Genomic DNA, 25,075 nt, shown 5'->3' on the forward strand with positions numbered 1-25,075 from the left:
GCGCAAGGTGTTCTCGTCCGTCGGCATCGTTTTCAAGGGCAGTGGGTTCTACCGCACCGACAGCCGTTCGGGTGCCACGGTGCCCGAGACCAAGACCGAGACGAAGAGCGAGAGCAAGTCCGAGTCCAACGGTTCGGCCGCCTCGTCGAGCAGCAGCAGCAAGGAGAGCTCGTCGAGCACCTCCTCGTCCACGAGCTCGTCGTCCAGCAGCACTCCCGCCGCAGCCGCGTCCTGACCCTCGGGCCGGGTTGTCCACATCCCGGCCGGGTTGTCCACAGGATCGGTGATCACCCCGTCGTGAAGCCCGGCGCGACCTAGCGTCGGGGCCATGACGACGATCCGCCTCGGCACGCTCCTGGCGCGTCCGGGGTGGCGCAGGCTGGCCCTGCTCCGCCGGGTGGCGGCCGCGGTGCTCGCCGCTGCCGCCCTCGTGCTGGCCCTCGCGCCGCAGCCCGCCACGAGCGGCACCCCGGTGGTGGTCACCACCGCCGACCTGCCGGCGGGCTCCACCCTGCGGGCCGAGCACCTCGCGGTCCGCCAGTGGCCCGCCGCGCTCGCTCCCGCGGGCGCGGTAGCTGAGATCCCGGTCGCCGACGGTCGCGTGCTCGTCGGAGCCGCGCGCGTCGGCGAGCCCCTGACGGACGTCCGGTTGGCCGGAGTCGGCCTCTCCCCCGCCGGATCCGGCGGCGCCACGGCCGTACCGGTCCGCCTGGCCGACGCCGGAGTCGCGGCGATGCTCGTGCCCGGCAGCCGCGTCGACGTCGTCACCGTCGGGGCTCGCACCGACGAACCTGTCGTGCTCGCCGCTGCCGCCACCGTGCTGGCCGTGCTGCCCGAGGACGGCGGCACGTCCGGGCGGCTGGTGCTCGTCGCCACGGCGCCGGGGCAAGCGGCACGGGTGGCGGCCGCTTCGCTCACCGAACAGGTCGCCGTTACCCTCCGCGCGTGATCAAGGGTTTCAAGGACTTCGTCCTCCGCGGCAACGTCGTCGAGCTTGCCGTCGCCGTGGTGATCGGCGCGGCGTTCGGGTCGATCGTCACCGCCTTCACCAACGGCATCATCCAACCGTTGATCAACACGGTCACGCCGCCGAGCAGCCCCGGCTTCGGCATACAGCTCGTCGGCGGCAAGGCGAGCACCTACATCGACTTCGCCGCCGTCGTCACCGCTGCGGTCAACTTCATCATCGTCGCCGCGGTGGTGTACTTCGTGATCGTCTACCCGCTCAAGACCCTCCAGGAGCGGCGCAGGCGGGGCATCGAGGCCGGTCCGGCCGACCCCACCGACATCGAACTGCTCACCGAGATCCGCGACCTGCTCCGCGAGCGCCCGCGCAGCTGACCACCCCCGACACCGGTCCGTCAGTCCCGATCGTGGTGCGGCGGCCGGTTGGCGAGCAACTCCTCGTCGCTGGTCGCCGACGCCGGCTCGTCGCGGGAGTCCCGCTCGTCCGACGTGGTGGTCGGCAGCACGTCCCCGAACACCTCGTCGAGTCTGCGTCGTTTCCGATCCGGAGCGTCTTCCATTCCGCCATCCTGCATCTCTGGTGCGACTATGGGGCGATGGGACTCACGGAGAAGGCCAAGGAGTTCGCTGACCGCGTGTTCGAGAAGCTGGGCTTGTTCGGGGAGAGGGCTGCCGACAAGGTGGTTGAGCTGTCGGGCGTCGCCCGGCAGAAGACCCCGGGCTATCTCGACCGCGCCGCCGATATGGCCGGTAAGGCCGTCGAGAGCACCGCTGCGCGGGTGGACAAGGCCACCGGCGGCCGCTACCACGAGAAGATCGAGGGCGCCAGCACGAAGTTGGGCCATACGCTCGACCGCACCCCGGGCACCGCAGCGCCCGGCACCGGCACACCGAGCGGCCCGGTCGGCGCCCCGCCCGCGTCCGATGTGGCGGGACAGGCGGGAGGGCCTGCGACCACCACTCCCGACACCACCAAGCCGGACAACGAGCCCGGCACGACCAAGCCCGGCGGTTCTGGTCCCGGCACCATCCCTGGCCCGAAGCGCTGACCTGCGGCCTGCCGGGCCGCGCGCTCAGTCGAGCCCGGACAGCTCCGAGATCACGTGCCCGACCAGTGGCGTGAGGGTGGCCATGCCGTCCCGGACGGCTGCACGGGACGGCGCGAGGTTCACCACGAGAGTGCTGCCCGACACCCCGACGAGCCCTCGGGACAGGCCGGCATCCACCGCGCCCGCCGCGAGCCCGGAGGCGCGGATGGCCTCGGCGATGCCCGGGATCGGGCGGTCGAGCACTCCTGCGGTGGCGTCGGCGGTGACGTCGCGCGGCGAGACACCGGTGCCTCCCACGGTGACCACGAGGTCGACTCCACCGATCACTGCGGTGTTGAGAGCGTTGCGGATCGCCACCGGGTCGCCGGGAACCACGACCACCGCGTCGACGACCAGCTTGGCCTCCTCGAGCAACTCCGTGACGAGAGGTCCGATGGCATCCTCACGTTCCCCGTGGCTCACCCGGTCGTCCACGACCACTACGAGAGCTCGTCCGATCTGGGGCGGTGCCATCTCCATGGCGCTCACCGTAGCGGTGTGGACCGGGCCGCCATGGCACCCCTTCTGCTTACTGACCGGGAACGGCTACTGACCCTGCGGCCCCGCTCAGCTCTCGGCGCCGGCCGTGGTCGCCAGCGGGAGGAACACCTCGAATCGGCAGCCCGGCCCGTGGTTGCACGCATGAATGTCACCGTCGTGTGCCTTGACGAGCCCACGGGCTATCGCGAGCCCGAGCCCCCCGCCGGAGCGCTCCTCGGGAGTGCGGGCCGTCACCCCGCGGAACGCGACGTCGAAGACGCGGTCCAGGTCCTCCTCCGGAATCCCGCCGCAGGCGTCGTCGACACGCAGCCACGCCTTGTCGCCCGAGACACCGGCCACGACGACGACCGAGCCGTCGGGCGGCGTGTGCCGGATCGCGTTGGAGAGCAGGTTGCGCACCACCCGTGCGAGCTCGGGGTCGCTGCCCCGCACCACGGGCCAGGTGCCGTGCACATCGGCCCGCACCACGACGCCCTTGCGGGCGGCGGCGACCCCTTCGACGGCCACGGCCTCGGACACCACGTCGTGCAAGGGCACGGCGGACAGCGTCAGCTGCAGGGCACCTGAGGTGATCCGGGAAAGCTGGAACAGGTCGTCGACCATCCCCGACAAGCGCACGGTCTCCCCGCGGATCCGGCGCGCGTAGTCGGCGACCTCGTCGGGCTCGGCCACCACGCCGTCGGCGAGCGCCTCGCTCATCGCGCGGATCCCGGCGAGCGGGGTGCGCAGGTCGTGGCTGATCCAGGCCACCAGCTCGCGGCGCGAGGCCTCGGCCGTCCGCTCGGCGTCACGCGCCTCGTGCAACCACATGACGTCGCTGGCGATGCCCCGTCCGAGCATCATCGCCGCGGGCACGGTGACGACGGCGACTGCCGCGCACACGACGACGGCGCCGGCGAGCAACGGGGTGTACATGAAGCCACTGACGCCGATCACGCCCACCAGCGCAGCGAGCACAGGCACCAGCACGAGCACCGTGACCGCTGCGGTGATCGAGCGGCGGCGCATCCGGTGCAGCACCACCGCGCCGAGGGCGGCGACCGGCACCGAGAACGCCAGGGCCATCGCCACTACGACGTGGGGTTGCTCTTTCACGGGGAACTGTGTCCGTCGTAGCGGTAACCGACCCCCCAGACGGTCGAGATCCGCGTCGGTTTCGTGGGGTTTGCTTCGATCTTCTCCCGCAGCCTGCGCACGTGGACGGTGACCGTGGACTGGTCGCCGAAGTTCCAGCCCCAGACCTGCTCCAGCAGCTCGGCCCGCGTGAAGACCTGGCCCGGCCGGCGCACGAGGAACGCCAGCAGGTCGAACTCCCGCACGGTGAGCGCCAGCGCGCGGTCACCCAGCGATGCACGTCTGCCCAGGACGTCCACGCGCAGGTCGCCGTCCTTGACGTGCGCGGTCTCGGCTTCACGCGCAGCAGGCACTTCGCGCGACCGGCGCAGCACCGACGCGACCCGCAGCACCAGCTCCCGCGGGCTGAACGGCTTGGTGACGTAGTCGTCGGCGCCCAGCTCGAGGCCGAGCACGCGATCCTCCTCCTCGCCGAGCGCGGTGAGCATCACGATGGGCAGGTCGGCCGACTCGCTGCGGAGTCGCCGGCAGACCTCCAGACCGCCGAGGCGGGGCAGCATGAGATCGAGGATCACGATGTCGGGGACGCGCCCGGCCACAGCGTGCATCGCCTGCTCGCCGTCGCCGGCCACCTGGACCAGGTAGCCCGAACGGTCCAGGTAGCGCGTCACCACGTCCCGCACCATCACGTCGTCGTCGACGACGAGGGCGAGCGGCTGGTCGGTCACAAGAATCCCCGCACGATACGAGGCTAACCGCGTCAGCAGACCGCGGGCGGGGACGCGAACGACGTCACGGATCGGTAAGCGTCAGCAGTTCCTGAATCGCGCCGGCGCTGGGAGGGGGTGCCGGCGCCGACGCGATCCACTTGTCCCGGCTGCGGGGCACCGCAGTCGGGACTTCCGGAACGGAATCATCCCCACACCGGTCTCGTCAACCACTGCGAGCACATGAGCGGTCACTGTCAGGACGCCGCGCCGAGCGTCACGGAGACCGACCGATCGGCGAGCTGGATCTCAACCACCTCACCCGGTGCGCGAGACCGTACCGCTGCTTGGAGGCCGTCGCCCGCCAGAATGCGCTGGCCGTTGAAGCCGATTACCAGGTCACCGGCCTTGATCCCGGCGACTTCGGCGGCGCTGCCCGGCGCCACGCCCTGGATGCGGGCCCCCGACACCTGCGGGTCGTTGCTGACGTTCACTCCCAGGACCGCGCGGGAGGCCTTGCCGGTGCGTTCCAGCTCTTCGGCCACCCTTTTGGCTTGGTTGATCGGCACGGAGAAGCCGACACCGATCGATCCGCCCTGCTCCCCGGTGGTGGCGATCGCGGAGTTGATCCCGATCACGCGGCCCTGCATGTCCACCAGCGGTCCACCGGAGTTGCCGGGGTTGATCGCGGCGTCGGTCTGCAGCGCGTTCAGCACGGTCGCCTCGCTGGCGGCCTGGTCACCGCCCACGCTCACGGGACGGTTGAGCGCGCTGATGATGCCGGTGGTCACCGTGCCGCCCAGTCCCAGCGGCGACCCGAACGCCACCACCTGCTGGCCGACACGCACGGAGTCGGAGTTGCCCAGCTCGACGGTGGTGAGCCCGGTGACGCCCTGGGCCCGGATCAGTGCGAGGTCGGAGCTGGGGTCGCGGCCGACGATCGCGGCCTGCGCTGTGGCGCCGTTCTGGAACACGGCGGTGACCCGGCCGCGGTTCGCCGCCGGTTCCACGACGTGGTTGTTGGTGAGCAGCAGCCCGTCGGCGCTCATGACCATCGCCGAGCCCTCGCCGCTCGAACCGGCACCCTCCACGCGCAGCTGCACCACGCTCGGCAGCACTCGTTCGGCGACGGCCTCCACCGGGCCCATCGGCAGCGCGCTGTCCGCGACCTCCGGGAGCGGGGCACCGAGCACGCCGCTGGAACCGGTCTGCCTGCTCTCGGCGAGCGTGTAGCCGACGGATCCCCCGACACCTCCGGCAAGCAACACCCCGGCCAGGCCGATCGCCACCAGCCGGCCGGTCCCCCACCGACGCGGCGGCGGTGCCGGCGGCAGCGGGTAGCCGGGCCCGTTCACCGCGGGGTAGCCGGCCGTACGGTAGGGGCCGGTGTAGGGGTCACCGTGGTAGGTGGGCCCTGCGTCGTAACCCCCCACCCCGGCCGGCGGCACGCGATCATGCGGCCCAGGGGGCATCGCGTGGGGGTCGGGGGTCTCGTTCGCCATTGGTCCCACCGTGTCCGAGAGTTCCGAGTTCGTGACGGTCGAGCCTATGAGGCAGCGGGGAACTCGGCGAGGTGAGGCCGTCAGAAGCGTGGTTGGCGCCCCGGCAGGCGCACCGCCAGCAGGGCTCCGCCCTCCGGGGCGCGTCCGGCCCACACGGCGCCACCGTGCCGTACCGCCACCTGGCGGACGATCGCCAGGCCGAGGCCCGAGCCCGGCATCGTGCGTGACGTGGCCGCGCGGTAGAAGCGGTCGAAGACCCGCGGCAGGTCCTCCTCGGCGATGCCGGGCCCGGCGTCCGCGACCTCGAGCACGATCCACCACTCGTCGAGCGGACGCATCTGCACCCGCACCCGGCCCCCGGGTGGGCTCCACTTCGCCGCGTTGTCGAGCAGGTTGAGCACGGCCCGTTCGAGCGCGGTCGAGTCGCCCACGAGCGTCCACGGCACGAGCATCGGCACGAACTCGACGTCCCCGGCCCGCCGCCGGGCCCTCTCCAGCGCGCGGAGCACCACGTCGGTCAGCTCCAGCGGCTCGTGCACCACGAGGGGAACGTCGTCGCGGGCCAGTTCCACGAGGTCACCGACGAGCGTGGACAGCTCGGCCACCTGCGCCTGCACGTCCTCGAGGATCTCTGCGCGATCGGAGTCGGGGAGCGTGGGCGCACCAGGCCTGCTGGCCGCCGCGAGCAGCTCCAGGTTGGTGCGCATCGAGGTCAGCGGCGTGCGCAGCTCGTGCCCGGCGTCGGCAACGAGGCGACGTTGCTGTTCCTGGGACGCGGCGAGCGCACCGAGCATGTCGTTGAAGCTGCGGGTGAGCCGGGCCAGCTCGTCGGAACCCTCGACGGGGATCGGACGCAGCTCGCCGGTGGCGGCCACTCGCTCGGTGGCGGCGGTGAGCCGGTCCACGGGCCGCAGCCCGGCCCTGGCGATGAAGAAGCCCGCGAAGGCGGCGAGCACCACGCCGATCCCGCCCACGATCGGCAGGGCCACGCCGAGCTTGGTGAGCACCTGCTGGGTGGAGTCGAGCCGCTGCGCGATCACCAGGGCCTGCCCCGCGCCTGCCTGCACGGCCACCACGCGGTACTGGATCCCGTCCTCGGACGCCGTGCGGGCGGAGGATGTCTCGACGCCCTGCGCGACCGCCAGCTCGTCGACCCCGAGCGGTGGTGCCGACGCCTGGCCCTCCGCGGAGCTCGCCCGTCCGTCGGAGAGGAGAAGGGCGAGCCGGATGTCGCCGGCGCCGAGCACCTCGGTGGGGATGGTGGCCAGCTGCCGGGGGTCGGCCAGCTCGCTCTGGGCGGCGGCGGACGCGCGCTGCAGCAGGTTGGCGTCGAGGGTCTCGAGGATGTTGGCGCGCACCGTCACGAACGCCGCGATCGACACCAGCACCACTGCGAGCGCGGCCACCAGCGCGGCCAGGATCCCGATGCGGGCGCGCAGTGACACCTGGTCGAGCGCCGCGATGCGCGGGACGGACCCGTCCGGACGGCCGTGGCGCATCGGGGCAGTGGGGGCGTTCGCGGCCGCGTGCTGGTCGGCGGGCGGACGTGGGGCTGCATGGCGCGGCCGTGCGCGGTCGCTCAGCGCGAGGAAATACGCCCGCGCGCGATCACCGACCGTCGCGATGCCCGCCTTCACGGCGGCGTGTCACGTAGGACGTAACCGACGCCCCGCACGGTGTGGATCAGCCGGTGCTCCCCGTCCGCCTCGGTCTTGCGGCGCAGGTATCCGATGTACACCTCGAGCGCGTTGCCGGTGGTCGGGAAGTCGTACCCCCAGACCTGCTCGAGGATCTGGGCGCGGGTGAGCACCCGGCGCGGATGGGCGAGCAGCAGCTCGAGCAAGGAGAACTCGGTGCGGGTGAGGCTGATCGACCGGTCTCCGCGACGGACCTCGCGGGTGTCCTGGTCGAGGCTCAGGTCGGAGAACTCCAGCGTCTTGCCGTGGCCGTCGGCGAGGGCGAGCTCCTCGGGCGTGCGGCGGCGCAGCAACGCCCGCAGCCGCGCGAGAAGCTCCTCCAGCGCGAACGGCTTGGGCAGGTAGTCGTCGGCGCCGGCGTCGAGCCCGGCCACCCGGTCCGAGACGGCGTCGCGCGCGGTGAGCACGAGGATCGGCAGGTCGTCCCCGCCGCCCCGCAGACGACGGCACACCTCCAGACCGTCCAGACGAGGCATCATCACGTCGAGCACCATCGCGTCCGGGCGTTGTGCGAGCACAGCGTCGAGCGCGGCCTGCCCGTCGTTCGCAAGCTCGACCTGGTAGCCGTTGAACGCGAGCGAGCGGCGCAGCGAGTCGCGGACGGCCCGGTCGTCGTCGACAACGAGGATGCGCATGCAGCCAGTGTGACCTGCGCGTCTGAGACGCGCCTGAGAGGTACTTGTGCAGAGCACCACGTGTTCGCCCCGGCCGTCCGAATCCGGTCACACGAGGTTGCGGCGCCGGTAGAGCCAGGTGGAGCCGGTGAACGCGACAGCCAGGATGCCGGCCGTCCACGCGAACGCCACCCAGCCCTGACCGCCGATCGGCGTGCCGGTGAGCAGGCCGCGGACCGTCTCGATGACGGGCGTTATCGGCTGGTTCTCACTGACGGCCCGCAGAACCGACGGCATCGTCGCGGTCGGCACGAACGCGCTGCTGAGGTAGGGCAGGAACAGCATCACGAACCCGAGCACGCTCGCCGACTCCACGCTCTTCGCGATGAGCCCGATCCCGGCCGCGACCCAGGACAGGGCGAGCACGTACAGCAGCACCAGCCCGGCCGCGAGCAGCCAGTCGGTGAAGGAGCCGGTGGGCCGGAAGCCCATGGCGACCGCGGCCAGGACGACGATCGTGGTGGAGACGGCATTGCGCAGGACGCTGGCAGTGACGTGCCCGGTGAGCATCGCCGAGCTGCGGATCGGCAACGACCGCAACCGGTCGACCATGCCGGTGGCGCGGTCGGCCGCCACCGGCATCGCGGTGTTCGCCGCGCCGAAGCCCGTGCACAGCAGGACGATCCCGGGCACCACGTAGTTGATGTACTCCGTGCCGGTCTCGATCGCCCCGCCGAAGACGTAGACGAACAACACCATCATCAGCAGCGGCAGGGCGATCGACATGATGAGGGTGTCGAGGTTGCGCCGGGCCAGGCGAACGTTGCGCCCGATCAGGGTCAGCGCGTCGCTGAGGGCGTTCGCGACTCCGCCGTGCGCAGGCGACAGAGTGGTCGTGGCGGTCGTGATGGTCGACGTGGTGGTCATGGTGGTCCTCCGGTCGGGGAAGTGGTGGTCAGGCGGGGACGGCGGCACGGACCTGCCCGCCGGTCGGGGCGGTCACCGCGAGGAACACGTCGTCGAGGGTGGGCCGGTGCGAGGTCACGCGCGCGACCGCGACCCGCCCGCCGCGCAGTTCGTCCAGCACCCGGTGCAGGTGCTCGGCGCTGCCGTCGGACGCGACACTCAGCACGAGCCGCTCCGGATCGGTCGGGCTGCCGCGCCCGGCGAAGAGGTCGGCGGCGCGGGCGAACTCGATGGGGTCGTCGAAGTGCAGGTCCACCCGCTCCCCTCCGACCTGCGCCTTCAATGCGTCCGCAGTGCCGGAGGCAGCCACCCGCCCCTTGTCGAGCAGCACGATCCGATCGGCGAGCCGGTCGGCCTCCTCGAGGTACTGGGTGGTGAGGACGATCGTCGTCCCGGTCCGCACCAGCTCCGTGATCGCTGCCCACATCGTGCTGCGGCTAGTGGGGTCGAGGCCCGTGGTGGGCTCGTCCAGGAAGATCACCCGCGGCGCGGCGACGAGGCTCATCGCCAGGTCGAGCCGGCGGCGCATACCCCCGGAGTAACCCTTCACCCGCCGGTCCATCGCCTCGACGAGGTCGAACCGCTCGATCAGCTCGAGTGCCCGCCGGCGGGCACCCGCCCGGCCGAGATGCATCAGCCTGCCGATCATGACGAGGTTCTCGCGGCCGGTCTGCTCGTCGTCCACGGCGGCGTACTGGCCGGTGAGGCTGATCGCCGCGCGCACCTTCGCCGCCTCGCGGACGACGTCGTGGCCCGCGACCGTCGCACGACCCCCGTCCGGCCGCGACAGCGTCGTGAGGATGCGGACGGTCGTGGTCTTCCCCGCCCCGTTCGGGCCGAGCAGGGCGAGCACCGAGCCCTCTTCCACCTGCAGGTCCAGCCCGTCCAGGACCACGGTGGACCCGTAGGCCTTGCACAGCCCCGATGCTTCGACGATCATCCCGACTCCTTCTGCGTATGAGATACGCAAGAAAGCGTATAGCCTACGCAGTAGCGAGCGAAAGCCCCTTCCTAGACTTGGCATCCGGCCGGCGAACGAGAGGGCGACATGGCGGACGACACGGACCTGCCGGAGGAGGTCGCCCTGCTGTGGGGACTGCGTGAAGCGCCCCGCAAGGGGCCGAAGCCCACCCTCACGGTTGCCGACATCACGCGCGCCGCGGTCGCGGTGGCGGACGCGGAGGGCCTGGCGGCCGTCTCGATGTCCCGGGTGGCGGCCGAGCTCGGGAACTCGACGATGGCGCTCTACCGCCACGTACGCAGCAAGGACGAGCTGCTCGTGCTCATGGCGGACGTCGCACTCGGGGATCCCCCGGACCTGCCCGCCGACGGTGACTGGCGATCGGGCCTGACGCTCTGGACCCACAGCATCGTGGCTGTGGCCAAGCATCACCCGTGGTTCGCCCGGCTACCGATCACCGGACCGCCGATCGGCCCGAAGAACCTAGCCTGGTTCGAATCCGCGCTGACCGCCCTCTCCGGAACCTCGATCGAGGAGGGCGAGAAGGTGGGCATCGTGATGAGCCTTCTGACCTACGTGCACGGTCAGATCCGGCTCGGCTCCGAGCTGGCGGCGGGGTACGCGGAGAACCCGGACGCGTTCAGCCGCCAGTACGCCGCCGCGCTCGCCCGCGTGGTGGACCCACGCCGGATGCCTGCGCTGAGCAGGGTGGTGGCGGCCGGGGTGTTCGACGTCGACTCGCTGCTCGACGACCAGGATGTCGACGCCGAATTCGACTTCGGACTCGTGCTCTTCCTCGACGGAGTCTCCGGCTACCTCGCCGCACACGACCCGTCGTCGGCGGTCAGCGCGCCCACTCCGTGAGCACCTCCTGCGCGTCGCCGACCACACGAGCGTGGAACGCGGAGTCGAGCGGGCCGTCGGGGTACAGGTCGACGTTCACGCAGTAGGCGCCGGCCTCGCGAGCAGTGGGCGCGAGCCAGGAGGCCGGGGCCACCCGGCCCGAGGTGCCCACCGCGAGGAACAGGTCGCACTCCGACGCGAGCTTGCGTGCCGTGGTGAGGGCCTCCGGGTCGAGCATCTCGCCGAACAGGACCACCGCCGGACGCGCCGGCTCCCCGCACTGCGGGCACTGCGGCGGATCCGTGCGCTCGGCCTCCTCCCGCGGACCGATCCAGCCGCAGAAGTCCTCGTCGAGACAACGGGCACGCCCCGCTGAGCCGTGGATCTCCACGACGTCATGCGACCCCGCCCGCTGGTGCAGCTCATCGACGTTCTGCGTGATCACCGAGGCGCCCGCATCGGCCAGTGCCCGGTGGGCCGCCGTGGGCCCGGAGCGGGCGGCAACGTGGAACATGCTGCCCCAGACCGACCACAGGGCGTCGACGTTCGAGGGCAGGAGTTGGGCGTGCATCGCCCGCTCCATCTCCGGCGAGAGCCGCCACAGGCCGTCCGGTCCGCGAAACGTCGGCAGACCTGCAGCCACGCTGATCCCGGCGCCGGTGAGCGCGCAGACCCGGGTGAACCGGTCGCGCGGCGCAACCTCGACGAGCGTCTTGACGTCCACGAGCGCTTCGGCCTCCTCTTCATGCCTGCTTCGAGCAGGCCCTACAGGGATCATCCCATTGTGCGAATCCTGGAACGCCCGTTCGAAGGAGCGGTGGCGTCGTCAGGACGTCCGGGAGATCGTCTGCACCAGCAGCACGGGAACGGTCGTGTTCCCGCCGATCTGCGTCTTGTACGTCAGCGACCCCATCACCGTGACCTCCGCCGTGAACTCGTCGTCGACCACGATGTCCTGGAGGTCGGCAGCGTCTCCGCCCAGCACCGTGTTCGTGTCGTAGTCGTAGGCCTGCTTCTGCCGCACTCCGTCCACCGACGCACGGAAGGCCGTGGTGCCTGTCGCCGCATCGAACTGCGTAACCCGCCCGTGGACGATCACCCGTTCCCCGATGTGAGCGTCGGGGTTCTTCGCGATGACCAGCCAGTCCCGTGAGCTGAGCTTCCGGTGCGGCTCGGCGAGCGCCGAAGGCGGCGCTGCGGCCGGAGCCTCGGGCTGCAGCGTGACGTAGACGGGGTCACCTGCCCGCTGCTGCGTACCCGCAGCCGGGCTCTGGCTGATCACCGGCTGAGTCATGAGGGCGTCGTTCTGGGCGAAGGTCACGTTCAGTACCCCGGCGGCACCCAGCACCTCCGAGGCCGCGCTCCCGGTCTTGCCCGACAGGTCCGGGACCGTGACCGGAACGTCGGCCGCCGTGGGAGCACGACCCGCGGTCGGGACGAAGCCGCCCGCGGCGGCGGAACCGGCCGTGCGCCGGGCAGCGCCGTCGACATTGACGGCCACGACCACGACGCTGCTGACGACGACCAGGCCCGTGAGGATCGCAACGACGACAGGCCAGGCCCCACGACGCAGCAGAGGCGGAGTACCGCCCCGCGCCGGCGCCATCGGACGCTCGGTCGGCGGATCGATCTGTGGGTGTCGGGGCGTCCACGGTGCGGTCATGGCGAGGGTGTCCCTGGAGGTCGCGGTCTGTGCCTGCCTCCTTGTCGCGGCCCCGATCGCCGCCTGTTACCGGGCGCTCACCGGATCATCAGCCCTGATGAGCGCGCCGAGCACGAGACATCCCGCGCCTGCACCCCGTACCCGAGGCGGTCCCGTTCACCACCCCAACGCCCCCTGGACCGGGGCACCTGCACCTGGCGCCGCTACGATGCTCATGGCTACGCCCTCGTAGCTCAGGGGATAGAGCATCGGTTTCCTAAACCGTGTGTCGCAGGTTCGAATCCTGCCGGGGGCACCAGGCGCTAGCAGCAAGAATCGGCCCCCTACCTGATGAAACAGGTGGGGGGCCGATCTTGTTGTAGTACGGCCGGTCCCTCTGCCTGGAGCCCGCGGGGGCGGTTTTGTCGCGCCACCTCACCGTTGGCCTTCCTGCGGTGATCCACTCAGTTCGTTCTCCCAGTCCGTTCACAGGTGTTTCCGATCTTTCGGCGCCACGCTCCGCGCCGACCGCGCGACACCTGTTCGAGGAGGACGTCATGAGTTGTGGTCTGCAGTGGGCCGAGGCTCCTGCATGAGCGAGACGGTGACGGAGCGCATCTCCGTCCAGCCCGCAGGCCCGCCGCCCTCGCGGTGGCGTCGGCTGCGCTCCCGCTTCGACTCCATGACGCCGCGTACGAAGTGGCTCAACCTGATCCTGGTCGTGCTGCTGATCCTCGCGATCGTGCTCGCCTTCACGCTCATCGGTAACCCCGGCACCCCGACCGTGGCCGTGCGCACCGCCGCCGTCGTCCGGGGCACGGTGACGTCGAGCGTGACGGGGAGCGGCAACACCGAGTCCTCGGTGAGCACGCCGGTGAGCTTCCAGGCGCAGGGCACCGTCACGGCCGTCAAGGTGAAGGCGGGCGACACCGTGACCCTCGGGGAGGTGCTGGCGACGGTCGACCCGGCCAGTGCGAACGGCAGTCTCAAGACGGCTCAGGCGCAGCTCGCCAGCGCGCAGGCAGCGCTGGCCCAGGCACGTTCGGGCCCGACGGAGGTGAAGAGCCAGCAGGACAAGGCCGCGATCACCCAGGCCCAGGCCGAGCTCGACGGGGCCAACGCGAACGTGACGACGGCGCAGAGCCAGCTCGACATCGACACCACGTCGGCGGCGACGGCGATCAGCAACGCGCAGCAGAAGCTCTCCGACGACCAGGCCGCGACCGACACGAGCGTGAAGAGCGCGCAGGCGTCGGTCGGTGTCGACCAGGCGAACCAGGAGGCCTCCGTGGCGCAGGCCCAGCAAGCGCTGAAGACATGCCAAAGCGCGGGCACAACGACGGGAACTACTTCTACGACGGGAACTACTTCTACGTCGGGGACTACCTCTGCGTCGGGGACTACCTCTACGTCGGGGACTACCTCTACGACAGGGACATCTCGTTCGCCGGCGGCATCCTCTTCGCCGGCCCCACCTCGTCCGATGCCGCCGCCTTCTTCTTCGTCGGCGACTCCTTCTTCGTCGGCGACACCTCGTCGGACGATGGCCGCGCCGACGGCATTCACGACCGTCTCCCGCACGGACTGCAACTCAGAGCAGCAGGCACTCGCCAATGCCGAGCAGACCCGCGATTCCGTCGTCCAGAAGGACCGGCTCGCCGTCACCGCAGCCCAGCAGGCCCAGTCCACGACCCTCGACGCCGATCAGCAGGCCGTCACCACTGCCCAGCAGACCCAGGACGACACCCTGCTCAAGGACAACCAGGCCATCGCCACCGCCAAGCAGACGGTGATCACCGACCAGGGCCTGGTCACCAACGCCCAGCTCGCCCAGCAGGCGGACCTGCACCCGATGACCGAAGACCAGATCGCCGGCTACGCCGCCAGCGTCGACGAGGCGCAGGTGACAGTGGACAACGCCCAGCTCGGCGTCGACCAGACCAGCCTCCTCGCGCCCCAGGCCGGGGTCGTGCTGGCGGTCAACGGGAAGGTGGGTGAGTCGTCGGGCGGAGGGTCGAGCGCGTCGACCACCGGCGCCGCCGGCACCGGCTCGTCCACCGGCAGCGCGGCCTCCCCGGCGGCGACGTCGGCGGGCAGCGGGTTCATCACGATCGCCAACCTCAGCCGGCTGGCGGTCACGGCCAACATCGCCGAGGCCGACGCCGCCAAGATCAAGCTCGGCCAGAAGGCCACGATCACGTTCCCGGCCACCAACACCACGGCCACGGGATCGGTCACGCAGATCACGCCGCAGAGCACGGTGACGAACAACGTCGTGCTCTACCCGATCCAGGTCTCCCTCGACACCGCCCCTCCGGGCGTGGGCGTGGGCTCGACCGCGAGCCTGAACATCACCTCCGGATCCGCGACCGATGTGCTGGAGGCGCCGAACCTGGCGATCACCTCGCTCGGTGACCGCCACACCGTGACGGTGCAGCGCAACGGCACCGACACGGTCGTGCCGGTGACGATCGGGCTCGTCGGCGACACCCAGACCGAGATCACCAGCGGCGTCCAGGCCGGTGACATGCTGGTGCTGCCCAGCACCACCGCCCCCACCGCGGCGAGCGCCGGCGCCGGCGCGGGCTTCCCGCGGGCCGGCGGGTGACGCGGGTGACCCGCCCGGTCATCGAGCTGCAGGGCGTCTCCAAGATCTACGGCAGCGAGGACACGGTCGTCCGCGCCGTGGACGGCGTCGACCTTCGGGTGGAGCGCGGCGACTACGTCGCGGTGATGGGGGCGTCGGGCTCGGGCAAGTCGACGCTGATGAACATCATCGGCTGCCTCGACGCCCCGACCCGCGGGCGCTACCTGCTCGACGGCGTCGACACCCGCCGTCTGGACGAGCGACAGCAGGCCACCATCCGCAACCGCAAGATCGGCTTCATCTTCCAGTCGTTCAACCTGATCCCGCGGACGACAGCGGTGAGCAACGTCGAGCTGCCCCTGGCCTACGCCAGGGTGCGGCCCGGTCAGCGCCGCCGCCGGGCGCTGGCCGCGCTCGACCAGGTCGGGCTCGCGGCGCGCGCGAACCACCGGCCGTCGCAGCTCTCGGGCGGGCAGCAGCAGCGTGTGGCGATCGCGCGGGCCATCTGCACCGACCCGGTCCTCCTGCTCGCCGACGAGCCGACCGGGGCGCTCGACAGCCACAGCACGGCCGAGGTCCTGGCACTCTTCGACGACCTCAACGTGGCCGGCCGCACGCTCGTGGTGATCACCCACGAAGAAGAGGTGGCCGAGCACGCCAAGCGGGTGCTGCGGATGCGCGACGGGAAGGTGCGCTCCGACGAGCGTTCCGCGCCTGTGTCGGGCCCGCCCCCGCGCTGGTCGACGGACCGCCTGCCCGTGGCCCGGGGTACCTCGTGAACGTGCGGCAGTGCGCCCGCTTCGCCGTCCGCGGGGTGCTGGCGAACAAGCTGCGGTCGCTGCTGACGATGTCCGGCATCCTCATCGGCGTCGCGGCCGTGATCATCCTCATCGCGGCGGGGACGGGCGCGAGCGCGTCGGTGCAGAGTTCGGTCAGCTCCCTGGGCAGCGACACGCTCACGATCACATCCACCTCGACGAGCGCGGGCGGACGCGGAGGCGCGGCGCGCGGAGGCGGCGGCCTGGGGGCGCTCGGCGGGGGCGGTGCGGCCCGGGCGGGCGGAGCGGGGGGCGGCGCGGGCAGGCCCGGCGCGGCGACGTCGTCCACCGTGAACAACGGCACGCTCGTCCAGCAGCCGCAGCTCACCCTGCAGGACGCGGAGGCCCTCGTGGACCCGACGTCCGCACCGGACGTGGTCTCGGTTGCTCCGGTGGTGACCGCTCCGTCGGTGGCAGCGACCTTCGAGGGCGCCGCGCACACCGTCGGCTCTTTCACCGGCACGACGCCGAGCTACCTGGTCAACAACAACGACACCCTGCAGGCCGGCGTCGCGATCACCGACTCCGACTACACGGCGAGACGCCGGATCGCGCTGCTCGGCACGACAGTGGCCACCGACCTCGTCGGCGGCGACGGCCTGTCCATCGTCGGGCAGACCGTCCAGTTCAACGGGAGCGCCTACCAGGTCGTCGGGATCCTGACGGCAAAAGGCAGCAGCGGCCCGCAGGACCAGGACGACCGCGTGATCGCCCCGCTGACCGCCGTCCAGGACACCCTGACCGGCTACGGCACGGTCAGCAGCATCACGGTGAAAGCCGCTTCGGCCGACGTCGTCGGTGCCGCGCAGGCCGAGGTCACCGACATTCTCAACACCCGCCACCACGTGACGGCAGCCAACGAGGATTTCTCGATCTTCAACCCGAGCTCGATCCTCGCGGCGCTGGGCTCGATCACGGGGATCTTCACGATCCTGCTCGGCGGGGTCGCAGGGATCTCGCTGCTGGTCGGTGGCATCGGCGTCATGAACATCATGCTGGTGACGGTTACCGAGCGGACCCGCGAGATCGGCATCCGCAAGGCCATCGGCGCGCAGAAGGCCGACATCGTCGGGCAGTTTCTGCTCGAGGCAGTGCTTTTATCGATGTTCGGCGGCCTGATCGGTGTGCTCATCGGCGTCGGTGTCGGGCAGTTCAGCTTCGGCACGTTCCACCTGATCGTCGCGCCCTACTCGGTGGTGCTCGCGTTCGGCGTCTCGGTGGCGATCGGACTGTTCTTCGGCATCTATCCCGCCAACCGTGCCGCGTCACTGCGCCCGATCGACGCCCTGAAATACGAGTGACAGGGAAACGAATGGTGTCCTCACCCGCCGACGACCGGACGCCGATGCCGCCCGCCGGATGGCCCCACGACGAGACGGTCGCGTTGCGCCCGAAGCCCACGGACGACCCGGCCCCCGTCGACGACGATCTGTTCGCCGAGAACTGGGACAAGCCCAGGCGCACGAACCGGCTGACCGCGGTGCTGGTTGCGCTGATCATGGCCGCGCTGGCGTTCGCCGGGGGCGTCGCGGCGCAGAAGGCCCACGACAAGGGGCTGGTAACCGCATCGGCTGCCACCCGCGCCCGCGGAGCCGGCGTCGGCGCTCCGGGCGGGCCGGCGGCCGGCGGCGCCGGCGGGACTGCCTCACCGGTCGCGATCGGCACCGTGAAGTCGATCTCCGGCTCCACACTCACCCTCACCAACTCCGCCGGGGCGGTGGTCACCGTGACGGTGCCTCCGACCGCGACCGTCACGACCGATGGGCTCGGAGGACTCGTCGCGGGCGTGACGGTGTCCGTTGCCGGCACCAACGCGGCCGACGGCACCGTCACGGCCACGTCTATCACCAGCCACCGGACCGGCCCCGACTCCCCACCCCGCACAACCGCCGGAACACCGTGACCAGGTTTGCACCCGCCGCCCCACCTCAGCGGCGCGCGGGACCCGGCGGCGGAGCCTGGACCGATCCCCTGTGGGAGTGGGCGCGCACGAGCAGCGTCAGGTCACCAGGTGGTTGGGCCGGCCCGGTCTCCGGATGCTCTCGCAGTCAGGCTGGGCAGGCACCCCAGAGGCCGCGGCCGGCGGCGCGGGCTTCGGCCTCGGCGGCAGCAATGGCTGGGTACTCGGTCACCGGCCGTCTGCGGACAATGTAGGTACGGGCGGCGCCGGCGCTCGCGGCGAGGACGGAGTAGTTGGAGCCGTCAGCCAGGTACAGGTAGCCCAGGATGCGCCCGTATCGGTCGTAGGCGTCTTGTGTGGGGTCACTGACGACGGTGACCTGCTTGTTCAGCAGTGTGGCCCTGGCGAACTGCGTGGCTTCCGGTCCCCAGCACTGCGCCGGCAGTTGCGGAGTGCGGGCCTCCGGGCTGTCAATTCCGAGGGCTCGCACCTTGATCCTTGAGCCTGCCGAATCTGTGACGTGCACCGTGTCACCGTCAGCGATGTAGGTCACCTTCCCCACCACCTCGGTTCGCGTGGACGCCGGCGCGGCGAAGACCGGCGCGGCCGGCACCACACCACCGCGGGGCGGGGCGGCAACCGCTCCGACAGAGCCGGACACGAGTGCGACCGACACAATCAGGGCGAGGCCGAAACTGCGACTCACACCCACGGCTCGCTGCGCGCGACCGAAACGTTGCAGCGGCTGGGTCCATGCGTTTGCCCTGAGTGTTGAGCGCAGGTTGAGTTCTCGCCGCACCTCCACCCAAGCCGCGACGGAAGCTGGAGGGCCTCTCCTCCAAGATCTATCCCCTCCGCAACCCCCCACCGGGGCCAGCCCGGGGTCTTCCTTGATCGCAAGGCCTCTGATCTGGTCTCGCCGTTTTTCAGAGCGTCGACAGAGAGATCACGATCGCGGCTCCCTGGTGATCAGGTCTCGGCAGGCTGGATGAGCTCGGACTCATCGAGCGTGTGGTCGACGAACGCGACCAGCGCGCAGTTATCGCGTGCGCCACGCCCGCAGGCAAGGCCAAGAGCCAACGCATCCGGGAGCAACGCACGAGGGAACCGCTCACCGGCGATGTCGGGGTTGTCGGAAGCCTAGGAACCAGTCCGAACTCCGGAGCCGTACTGATGTCAGCGGGACCGCCTCGCAGCTCTACGGCTCCACAACTCCGTGTGCCCTCCGCACCGCGGCGGCCAGCGCCTCGGTCGCTCGGACGGTGTCGGCCAGCGCGTCACCGCAGCCCCTCGGCCCGGGTGCGGTGACCCGGTCGGCGGGGAGCACGCCGGTCTCTGCCGTGGTGGCGACGGAACGCATCACATCGTCGAAGTTGGCGACGTAGACCGCGAGGAGCTCGCCGCCGGGGTTTCCGGCTCGAGTCCGCCGGCCCGGATGATCAGCAGGTTGGCCGCGACGACCAGCACGAAAAGCATGCCCAGGACGCGGTGGTCCAGGTTCCACAGGGCCAGGCCGGCCAGGCCGAAGACGGCGACCTTGACGATCGCGGCCACCGCCGGGCTGCCGTAGGTGGCGGTGGGCGCGGCGAAGAGTCCCCAGATGACGGCGGTGAGGACTGGCAGGCCGACAGCGAGCAGCAGCCGGACCGGTGTGCTGCTGCCGAAGCGCCAGCCCCAGAACGCGAAGATGCCGAGCGCAACCAGCTCTAGCACGAAGGCCAGCCCGAGATTGCTCCAGCGCCAGAGTTCCTGCATCGCCCGCACCCCTTACCGATTTTAGAGAGCACCGCTCTCGCTCACGAACACCGTAAGCGATGGCAACGAGAAACACCAGAGCACTGCTCTCTAAAGTTACCGCCGCTCCGCGGAGCGCGGCGGCGAGCTGCGCGTCCGTCGCGGGAGCCCTGGACGCGCCGCTCGCCGCCAAGCAGTACGACCTGGGCAGCCCGCTGCAATGGCGCGCTCCGGCTCCACGCGGCACGGCCGGACCCGCGGCCAGACCGAGACCCCTGCCCAGCGGTTCGCTGCGTGTGCGCAAGCGGCACCACCTGACCGAGGTCGCGCGAGCGGGCAGGACGCGGAGAGGTTGGCTGAGATGGCGGTATTGACGATGCCGTCGAGCAACTGAACAGCGGTCAAGCTACGCCGACCGGCGACGACGCGTCCCCACCGGGGACGATCGCGGAACAAGCACTCAGCAGGATCAGTCCGACCAGGACGCCGATGACCACCTTCGACCACTTCTTTCTCGATTTCGGCGGCGGCCCACAGTTGTACGACAGATGCTGCTCCGGGTAACTCGGACTCGACATTCTGCATTGCCTTTCGGTCGCTATCCCAGAGGAGTTACCGGTCGGGTTGGATCTACAGGTCCGGCGCGGGTGCAAGTGTGGACGAGTTCACCAGCGCAGCAGCCTGCTGCCCCGCCATATCAGCGAGCCAGTCCAGCTCCGATTCCGATATAACACCTTCGATAGACTGCAGAACCGCGGACCTGACGTTATCTGCGAGGATCTTCCATAGCGGATTCCCCGGCTCGATCTCCCTATTGCGGAGATCGCACTCGGCCGCAAGCGCGAGTAGTTCCACGACGACATGTTCGTAATTTTCCCGCATCCTCGCCTCTTTCTGAGAAAACAACGGTGATCAGACAGCGAGCTCGCAACCGCACCACGTGGCAGACATCGCAGGACCCGAGGCAATCCATCCACACTCATCTTGGCCAGCGCGGCGCCGAACAAGCGTCGTCTCTCGGGCAACGGCCCATAGCCCCGTCCCAGGACGCCGGCCAGGCCGGAGTCACAGCATCTGGTTTGCCGGTGTTGCCGTGGCCGTCACGGTCGGATCTGCTGGAGTCATCACGGCTGGAGTCGTTGCTGCTCGAGCGGCCGGAGTCGTCATCGCCGCCGGCGTCGAACGAGCCGGCAACATCGCCGCCGGGACCGCCTCCCGGCGCGATGGCACCTGGGCCGAGATCGGGGAGGAGACCGCCGGGCGTGGACGAACCGGAGCCGGTGTCCAGGGGCGGTGCACTGCTCGCGCCGGTCGCCCGGGGGGCGCGAGCGACAGGTTCCGCAGCCCCGGGTTCTGCCGGTGTGACGGTTTCCGCTCCCTCCGGCGGCGCGGATCCCCCGGCGCCGCCGAAATCAGGTGCCGCGACGTTGCGCAGATGGCCGGACCCGCCACGACCGATCCCCGCGCCCGACGTGATCGGGGGCGGGGCGGATGAGCCGGCTCCCGGCGTGGTCGCCGCGGACAGCTCGGCCACGGACAACGTGACCCCCTGCGCGTCCACCCAGTCGCCGTCCAACGACGGCACGACGCGCGGGGCGGCCCCGACCACGTTCTTCACGTCGGCGGTCGTGAACATCGCTGCGACGGCGAACAGGACGACTGCGGCGGCCGTGGCCTTGCGCAGGACGTTCCACCGTGGGGGTTTGGGGGGCCCGACCAGAGGTCGGGAGTGTCCACGCGGCTGGAGCGGCCGGTCGGCCGCATGGGGGGCGCGACCCTCCCGGCGCAGCAGGGTCCCCACCGAGACCGATGCCGGCGGCCCGTGGTCCACGCCCAGCGGAGGGTCCGCGCGCAATTCGCCGCAGCAGATGATCAATTGGGCGACGGAGACCCTGTTCGGGGATCCATGACGGTGTCCGTTCGAGTGGGCGGGCGATTCCACGTCGGAACCTCTCCGGGATGGGTGAGCTGTCGGTGAAGATGCCTTGCGGTGGGGGTCGTCTTCCTACTCGCGTTCGTCATCGACCTGCTAGGTGCTGTTGGTCCGCTCGTCGCCTCTCACCTGAACAGCGGAGATGACCACTAATCCCGCATGGAGCGCCACTCACCGCTCAGGACGCGTCAGTCGTCGACCGTGCGCGTGTTCTTACCGGGCCATCCGGCGTACTCCGAGGCAGGAATTACGCCATTGGATGTCGGCGGCAGATCGTTCGCGTGGCGACCCGCGATTACGCTGGGTAACTGGCCTCAGGGCCCATCTGTGCGACAGCCGCAGGCTCCGAACGTGCCCATCTTTGGGTGATTAGTCAATCGGTCGCCTGGAATGAATCACGGTTCCCCAGGCACCGAGCCCCGGCGAGATGGCTCGAGGACCGAACCCCGGCCAGTTGGGCTTGCCGTTGGCGGTCTGTCGCTTCTTGTGGTGGGACAGGCCGGCCGGCGCCATGGGGAACGCCACCAGCCCGCGAGGGCTATCTCCCAGTGGGTCCGACAGGGCCGCCACCATCGAAGAGATCCTCGCCAAGGTCCGCATCGTCCAGACCGCCGTCAAGAGACTCGTCGACAACAACGCAAAGTGACGACCGCAGAATCACGAGGCACTAACGGGCGAACGTCAGCCCGGCACGTGCGGGAACGATGCGTGCAGAACAAGACGGGCCATGACACGAACGGGTGGTCGACCCACGATTTCGGTAACACTCATCTCGGCCGATGCGAAAAGCCGACGTAAACGTCCCCCGCACATGATCTCGTCCGGTTCGACCCCGACGACCCGGCGCTCTCCCCAATCATGATCACTGTGCGGTCTACCGGCGGACGTGAAAGGACGATGACCCGTATGACCCGAACAGTCGGATCAGGCCCTGCTGTCAAATGTCCGTCCCCAGCTCGACCGGTCGACGCGATACCGCGGCTCTCTGTCGGCGGCCCCACGCGCGACGAAGCAGGCAATGTGGGTATGGGGGGATTGGTGTGACCGAACAACTGTCGGCGCCGATTCCGCACGGCATTTCCACGCCTGCTGACCGGTCGCGTCCATTCGTCGACGTCGAGTTGATCATACCTGCCCTCAACGAATCGGCCAGGTTGCCGCGCACGCTCGCGCACAGCGTCGCATTCCTCCGCGACCAGCCCTGGTCGTCCCGACTCGTCATCGTGGACAACGGCAGCGTCGACGACACCCCGGCCGTGGCCCGCCGCGTCGCCGCCGAGCTCGCCTGCGAGGTCCCCGTCGAGGTCGTCGGCTGCTCCCGTCCGGGAAAGGGCGCTGCGGTGCGCCGCGGCCTGTTGAGCAGCAGCTCCCGATTCGTCGGCTTCTTCGACGCCGATCTCGCCACCCCGGTCGAGACCCTCAGCACGGCGGTCGAGCACCTCGAGGCCGGAGCCGCCGCGGTGATCGCGTCGCGCCACCTGCCCGAATCGAGCTTCGTGCGGCCCCAGCAGTTCGGCAGGCGAGCCGGCGGCGCCGCCTTCCGGCTCCTCGCGCGCGGTGTCGTCCCTGGTGTCCGCGACACGCAATGCGGATTCAAGCTATTCGAACGGGACGCAGCGATACGTGCGCTCGTCCGCTGCCACACGGAGGGTTTCGCATTCGACGTGGAACTGCTGCACCACGTCCAGCAGGGCGGGGGAAGAATCGTCGAGCTGCCGATCGCGTGGACCGATTCCCCGGACTCCCGGTTTCATCCGATACGTGATGGTCTTCCCAGTTTCGGCGCGATCCTGCGAATGCAGAAGGCGATGTCCGCGTGAGAGTCGTGCATGGGACCGCGGTCGAGCAATTGGTGGGCGCACGTGTCCTGGTCCTGAACTGGCGCGATGTGCGCCATCCGCTCGCCGGTGGGGCAGAGCAGTACATCCATCAGATCTCCCGTCGCTGGGTGGACGCCGGGGTGCGCGTCTCGTGGCTCACCGCCCGCCCGAGTGGGCAGCTGGCGCGCGAGACCATCGACGGGATCCACGTCATGCGCGCAGGCGGGGATCTCACCCTCTATCCCCGCGTGACCCTGCGCCTGCGGCGTCTCCGTGGCGACGTCGACGCGATCATCGACTGCCAGAACGGCATCCCGTTCTTCGCGCCCGCCTTCTCGCATCCGGATGTGCCGATCGTGCAGGTGGTGCACCACGTTCACCAGGACCAGTTCGCCACGCGCTTCTCCCCGCCGATGGCCGCGATCGGACGTTTTCTGGAGGGCCGCGTCGCCCGCTCCGTATACGGCTCGCGGGCGACGGCCGCCGTCTCGCCGTCGACGCGGGTGGAGCTGCGCCGCAGGCTCGGCTTCACCGGGCCGATCTTCGTGGTGCCCAACGGCACGATCGACGTCCCCACGCTCAGCGGACCGCGCGACCCGGATCCCACGCTCGTCGTCGTCACCCGGCTCGTGCAGCACAAGCGGGTCGACCTGTTGCTCGGCGAGATCGCCGGTGTCGCGCGGCAGGTGCCTCGGCTGCGGGTCGAGATCGTGGGCGGCGGGCCGGAGCTCCGGCGGCTGCAGGGCCTCGTCGTCGATCTCGGTCTGCAACGGACCGTGACCATGCACGGCTACCTACCCGACGCAGAGCGGGATGGGTTGCTCCAGCGAGCCTGGCTCACCACGTCCACGTCGGCAGCCGAGGGATGGGGGTGCTCGATCATCGAGGCGGCCGCGTGGGGCGTCCCCTGCGTGGCGCTGCGCGTTCCGGGCGTCCGGGACTCCGTGGTCGACGGAGTCACCGGCTGGCTGGTCGAGCGCCCGTCACAAATGCGGGACGTCCTGGTGGCAGCGCTGCGCGAGCTCGCCGTGGAGGACCGGGCACGCGAGATCGTGGCAGCCTGCCAGGCGTGGGCCCGCTGCTTCAGCTGGGATCGCAGTGCGGAGCTGCTGGCCGGCGTTCTGCTCGACGAAGCAGGCCGGCTCGCCCGCGCCAGGACGGGCGCACCGGAGCGGCGCAAGGCGCGCTCCGACATCGCCACCGTCGCATCGTTCCCCCGCCGCGACACGGTGGACTGGCGAGAGCGGCTACGGATCACCGACCAGGTCGTGGTCGATGACGATCGAGTCACCCTGCTCCTCAACGGTTGCGACGACTTCGACGCCGCCGCGCTGCTCCGCCGCCACGGCGTCCTCGACGCCACCATCCGGCTCGCCACGCGCGAGGACCTCCTCGCCGGGCCGGACGTCGCACCGCACGGCCGGTTCGGCCGCGATCGGACGGCCACAGGCCTGCAGTGACACTGACAACGGAACAATCTGCGGTCCGAAAGTCCGAGGCGGCCACGCCCCGGCGGCCGCCCGAGGCGGGGCCGGACGCAGGCGCCGGAAGCGTTGCGCAGCACAGCGCGTTGCTGGCGATCTCCGCGGGCGTCGTCGGCGTCCTCAGCTACGCCTGCACCCTGCTGATGGCCCATCTGCTCACACCCGCCGACTACAGCCGGTACTCGGCGGCGGTGATGCTGATCGGGATCGTCGGCATCGTGGCGAACGCACTCGTCCC

General features: G+C 70.5%; 26 protein-coding genes and 1 tRNA gene. 12 read left to right on the forward strand and 15 right to left on the reverse strand.

What is annotated here, in order from left to right:
* Window positions 1-48 precede the first annotated feature (48 nt).
* A complete protein-coding gene (locus ABD743_RS44685) occupies window positions 49-330 on the reverse strand; it encodes a hypothetical protein (RefSeq protein ID WP_425567064.1) in 282 nt (93 codons plus the stop codon).
* Here ABD743_RS44685 and ABD743_RS43385 point away from each other — a divergent pair.
* Both ABD743_RS43385 and mscL read left to right on the forward strand, forming a co-directional pair.
* Window positions 329-949, forward strand: coding sequence for an SAF domain-containing protein (locus ABD743_RS43385; protein ID WP_344730376.1), 621 nt, complete (start codon window positions 329-331; stop codon window positions 947-949). The two genes, ABD743_RS44685 and ABD743_RS43385, sit on opposite strands and share 2 nt — an antisense overlap.
* Entirely contained in the window at window positions 946-1,341 is a 396-nt protein-coding gene (mscL, locus tag ABD743_RS43390) for a large conductance mechanosensitive channel protein MscL (RefSeq protein ID WP_344730378.1), read from the forward strand. Before ABD743_RS43385 ends, mscL begins: the two co-directional genes overlap by 4 nt.
* 20 nt (window positions 1,342-1,361) lie before the next feature.
* Here mscL and ABD743_RS43395 read toward each other — a convergent pair whose 3' ends face one another.
* Window positions 1,362-1,526 carry a hypothetical protein gene (locus ABD743_RS43395; protein WP_344730380.1) on the reverse strand — a complete coding sequence of 55 codons (165 nt, stop codon included), beginning with the start codon at window positions 1,524-1,526 and terminating at the stop codon, window positions 1,362-1,364.
* A 36-nt stretch (window positions 1,527-1,562) separates the two neighbouring features.
* On the opposite strand from ABD743_RS43395, the gene ABD743_RS43400 reads away from it, so the two are divergent.
* On the forward strand, window positions 1,563-2,015 hold the full coding sequence (locus ABD743_RS43400) for a hypothetical protein (protein ID WP_344730382.1): 453 nt from the start codon (window positions 1,563-1,565) through the stop codon (window positions 2,013-2,015).
* 24 nt (window positions 2,016-2,039) lie between these two features.
* Here the strand turns inward: ABD743_RS43400 and ABD743_RS43405 are convergent, their stop codons facing one another.
* The 8 genes from ABD743_RS43405 to ABD743_RS43440 form a co-directional block, all read right to left on the reverse strand.
* On the reverse strand, window positions 2,040-2,528 hold the full coding sequence (locus ABD743_RS43405) for a MogA/MoaB family molybdenum cofactor biosynthesis protein (RefSeq protein WP_379659193.1): 489 nt from the start codon (window positions 2,526-2,528) through the stop codon (window positions 2,040-2,042).
* Between the two features lie 93 nt (window positions 2,529-2,621).
* Window positions 2,622-3,620: a sensor histidine kinase gene (locus ABD743_RS43410; RefSeq protein WP_344730420.1), complete on the reverse strand. Its 999-nt coding sequence runs from the start codon at window positions 3,618-3,620 to the stop codon at window positions 2,622-2,624.
* Window positions 3,621-3,646: 26 nt separating this feature from the next.
* A complete protein-coding gene (locus ABD743_RS43415; RefSeq protein WP_344730384.1) occupies window positions 3,647-4,357 on the reverse strand; it encodes a response regulator transcription factor in 711 nt (236 codons plus the stop codon).
* A gap of 236 nt (window positions 4,358-4,593) precedes the next feature.
* The gene (locus ABD743_RS43420) at window positions 4,594-5,838 is read right to left on the reverse strand and encodes a S1C family serine protease (protein ID WP_344730385.1); all 1,245 of its coding nucleotides are present in this window, start codon (window positions 5,836-5,838) and stop codon (window positions 4,594-4,596) included.
* A gap of 80 nt (window positions 5,839-5,918) precedes the next feature.
* Window positions 5,919-7,337 (reverse strand): sensor histidine kinase, encoded by a 1,419-nt coding sequence (locus ABD743_RS43425; RefSeq protein WP_417716112.1) that lies wholly within the window; start codon window positions 7,335-7,337, stop codon window positions 5,919-5,921.
* A gap of 134 nt (window positions 7,338-7,471) precedes the next feature.
* Entirely contained in the window at window positions 7,472-8,170 is a 699-nt protein-coding gene (locus tag ABD743_RS43430; RefSeq protein ID WP_241042630.1) for a response regulator transcription factor, read from the reverse strand.
* A gap of 87 nt (window positions 8,171-8,257) precedes the next feature.
* Window positions 8,258-9,076 carry an ABC transporter permease gene (locus ABD743_RS43435; protein ID WP_344730389.1) on the reverse strand — a complete coding sequence of 273 codons (819 nt, stop codon included), beginning with the start codon at window positions 9,074-9,076 and terminating at the stop codon, window positions 8,258-8,260.
* A gap of 28 nt (window positions 9,077-9,104) precedes the next feature.
* Window positions 9,105-10,055 carry an ATP-binding cassette domain-containing protein gene (locus tag ABD743_RS43440; protein ID WP_344730391.1) on the reverse strand — a complete coding sequence of 317 codons (951 nt, stop codon included), beginning with the start codon at window positions 10,053-10,055 and terminating at the stop codon, window positions 9,105-9,107.
* 108 nt (window positions 10,056-10,163) lie between these two features.
* On the opposite strand from ABD743_RS43440, the gene ABD743_RS43445 reads away from it, so the two are divergent.
* The gene (locus ABD743_RS43445; protein ID WP_344730393.1) at window positions 10,164-10,940 is read left to right on the forward strand and encodes a TetR/AcrR family transcriptional regulator; all 777 of its coding nucleotides are present in this window, start codon (window positions 10,164-10,166) and stop codon (window positions 10,938-10,940) included.
* Here ABD743_RS43445 and ABD743_RS43450 read toward each other — a convergent pair.
* Both ABD743_RS43450 and ABD743_RS43455 read right to left on the reverse strand, forming a co-directional pair.
* On the reverse strand, window positions 10,921-11,643 hold the full coding sequence (locus tag ABD743_RS43450) for an SIR2 family NAD-dependent protein deacylase (RefSeq protein ID WP_344730395.1): 723 nt from the start codon (window positions 11,641-11,643) through the stop codon (window positions 10,921-10,923). The genes ABD743_RS43445 and ABD743_RS43450 overlap by 20 nt on opposite strands.
* 102 nt (window positions 11,644-11,745) lie before the next feature.
* Complete coding sequence (locus tag ABD743_RS43455) at window positions 11,746-12,582, reverse strand: PASTA domain-containing protein (protein WP_344730397.1); 837 nt, start codon at window positions 12,580-12,582, stop codon at window positions 11,746-11,748.
* A 222-nt stretch (window positions 12,583-12,804) separates the two neighbouring features.
* On the opposite strand from ABD743_RS43455, the gene ABD743_RS43460 reads away from it, so the two are divergent.
* The 5 genes from ABD743_RS43460 (at window position 12,805) to ABD743_RS43480 (ending at window position 17,869) form a co-directional block, all read left to right on the forward strand.
* Window positions 12,805-12,880 (forward strand) — tRNA-Arg (locus tag ABD743_RS43460).
* A 273-nt stretch (window positions 12,881-13,153) separates the two neighbouring features.
* Window positions 13,154-15,169, forward strand: a complete 2,016-nt coding sequence (locus ABD743_RS43465; RefSeq protein ID WP_344730399.1) for an HlyD family efflux transporter periplasmic adaptor subunit — start codon at window positions 13,154-13,156, stop codon at window positions 15,167-15,169.
* 5 nt (window positions 15,170-15,174) lie between these two features.
* Window positions 15,175-15,927, forward strand: a complete 753-nt coding sequence (locus ABD743_RS43470; protein WP_344730401.1) for an ABC transporter ATP-binding protein — start codon at window positions 15,175-15,177, stop codon at window positions 15,925-15,927.
* Window positions 15,924-17,267: an ABC transporter permease gene (locus ABD743_RS43475; RefSeq protein WP_344730403.1), complete on the forward strand. Its 1,344-nt coding sequence runs from the start codon at window positions 15,924-15,926 to the stop codon at window positions 17,265-17,267. The genes ABD743_RS43470 and ABD743_RS43475 overlap by 4 nt, the downstream gene beginning before the upstream one ends.
* 11 nt (window positions 17,268-17,278) lie before the next feature.
* Window positions 17,279-17,869, forward strand: a complete 591-nt coding sequence (locus ABD743_RS43480) for a hypothetical protein (protein WP_344730405.1) — start codon at window positions 17,279-17,281, stop codon at window positions 17,867-17,869.
* A 145-nt stretch (window positions 17,870-18,014) separates the two neighbouring features.
* Here ABD743_RS43480 and ABD743_RS43485 read toward each other — a convergent pair whose 3' ends face one another.
* The 3 genes from ABD743_RS43485 to ABD743_RS43495 form a co-directional block, all read right to left on the reverse strand.
* Window positions 18,015-18,572, reverse strand: a complete 558-nt coding sequence (locus ABD743_RS43485) for a thermonuclease family protein (protein ID WP_344730407.1) — start codon at window positions 18,570-18,572, stop codon at window positions 18,015-18,017.
* A 492-nt stretch (window positions 18,573-19,064) separates the two neighbouring features.
* Window positions 19,065-19,229: a hypothetical protein gene (locus ABD743_RS43490; protein WP_344730409.1), complete on the reverse strand. Its 165-nt coding sequence runs from the start codon at window positions 19,227-19,229 to the stop codon at window positions 19,065-19,067.
* Window positions 19,226-19,621, reverse strand: coding sequence for a YrdB family protein (locus ABD743_RS43495; protein WP_344730411.1), 396 nt, complete (start codon window positions 19,619-19,621; stop codon window positions 19,226-19,228). The genes ABD743_RS43490 and ABD743_RS43495 overlap by 4 nt, the downstream gene beginning before the upstream one ends.
* Window positions 19,622-22,573: 2,952 nt before the next feature.
* Here ABD743_RS43495 and ABD743_RS43500 point away from each other — a divergent pair.
* The 3 genes from ABD743_RS43500 to ABD743_RS43510 all read left to right on the forward strand — a co-directional run.
* Complete coding sequence (locus ABD743_RS43500; protein WP_344730412.1) at window positions 22,574-23,353, forward strand: glycosyltransferase; 780 nt, start codon at window positions 22,574-22,576, stop codon at window positions 23,351-23,353.
* A complete protein-coding gene (locus ABD743_RS43505; protein ID WP_344730414.1) occupies window positions 23,350-24,813 on the forward strand; it encodes a glycosyltransferase family 4 protein in 1,464 nt (487 codons plus the stop codon). Before ABD743_RS43500 ends, ABD743_RS43505 begins: the two co-directional genes overlap by 4 nt.
* Window positions 24,810-25,075: hypothetical protein (locus ABD743_RS43510; protein ID WP_344730416.1), on the forward strand; the 266-nt coding region annotated here is incomplete at its 3' end. The genes ABD743_RS43505 and ABD743_RS43510, both read left to right, overlap by 4 nt.

This window comes from Pseudonocardia yunnanensis, assembly GCF_039534065.1.
GTDB classification, from domain to species: domain Bacteria; phylum Actinomycetota; class Actinomycetes; order Mycobacteriales; family Pseudonocardiaceae; genus Pseudonocardia; species Pseudonocardia yunnanensis.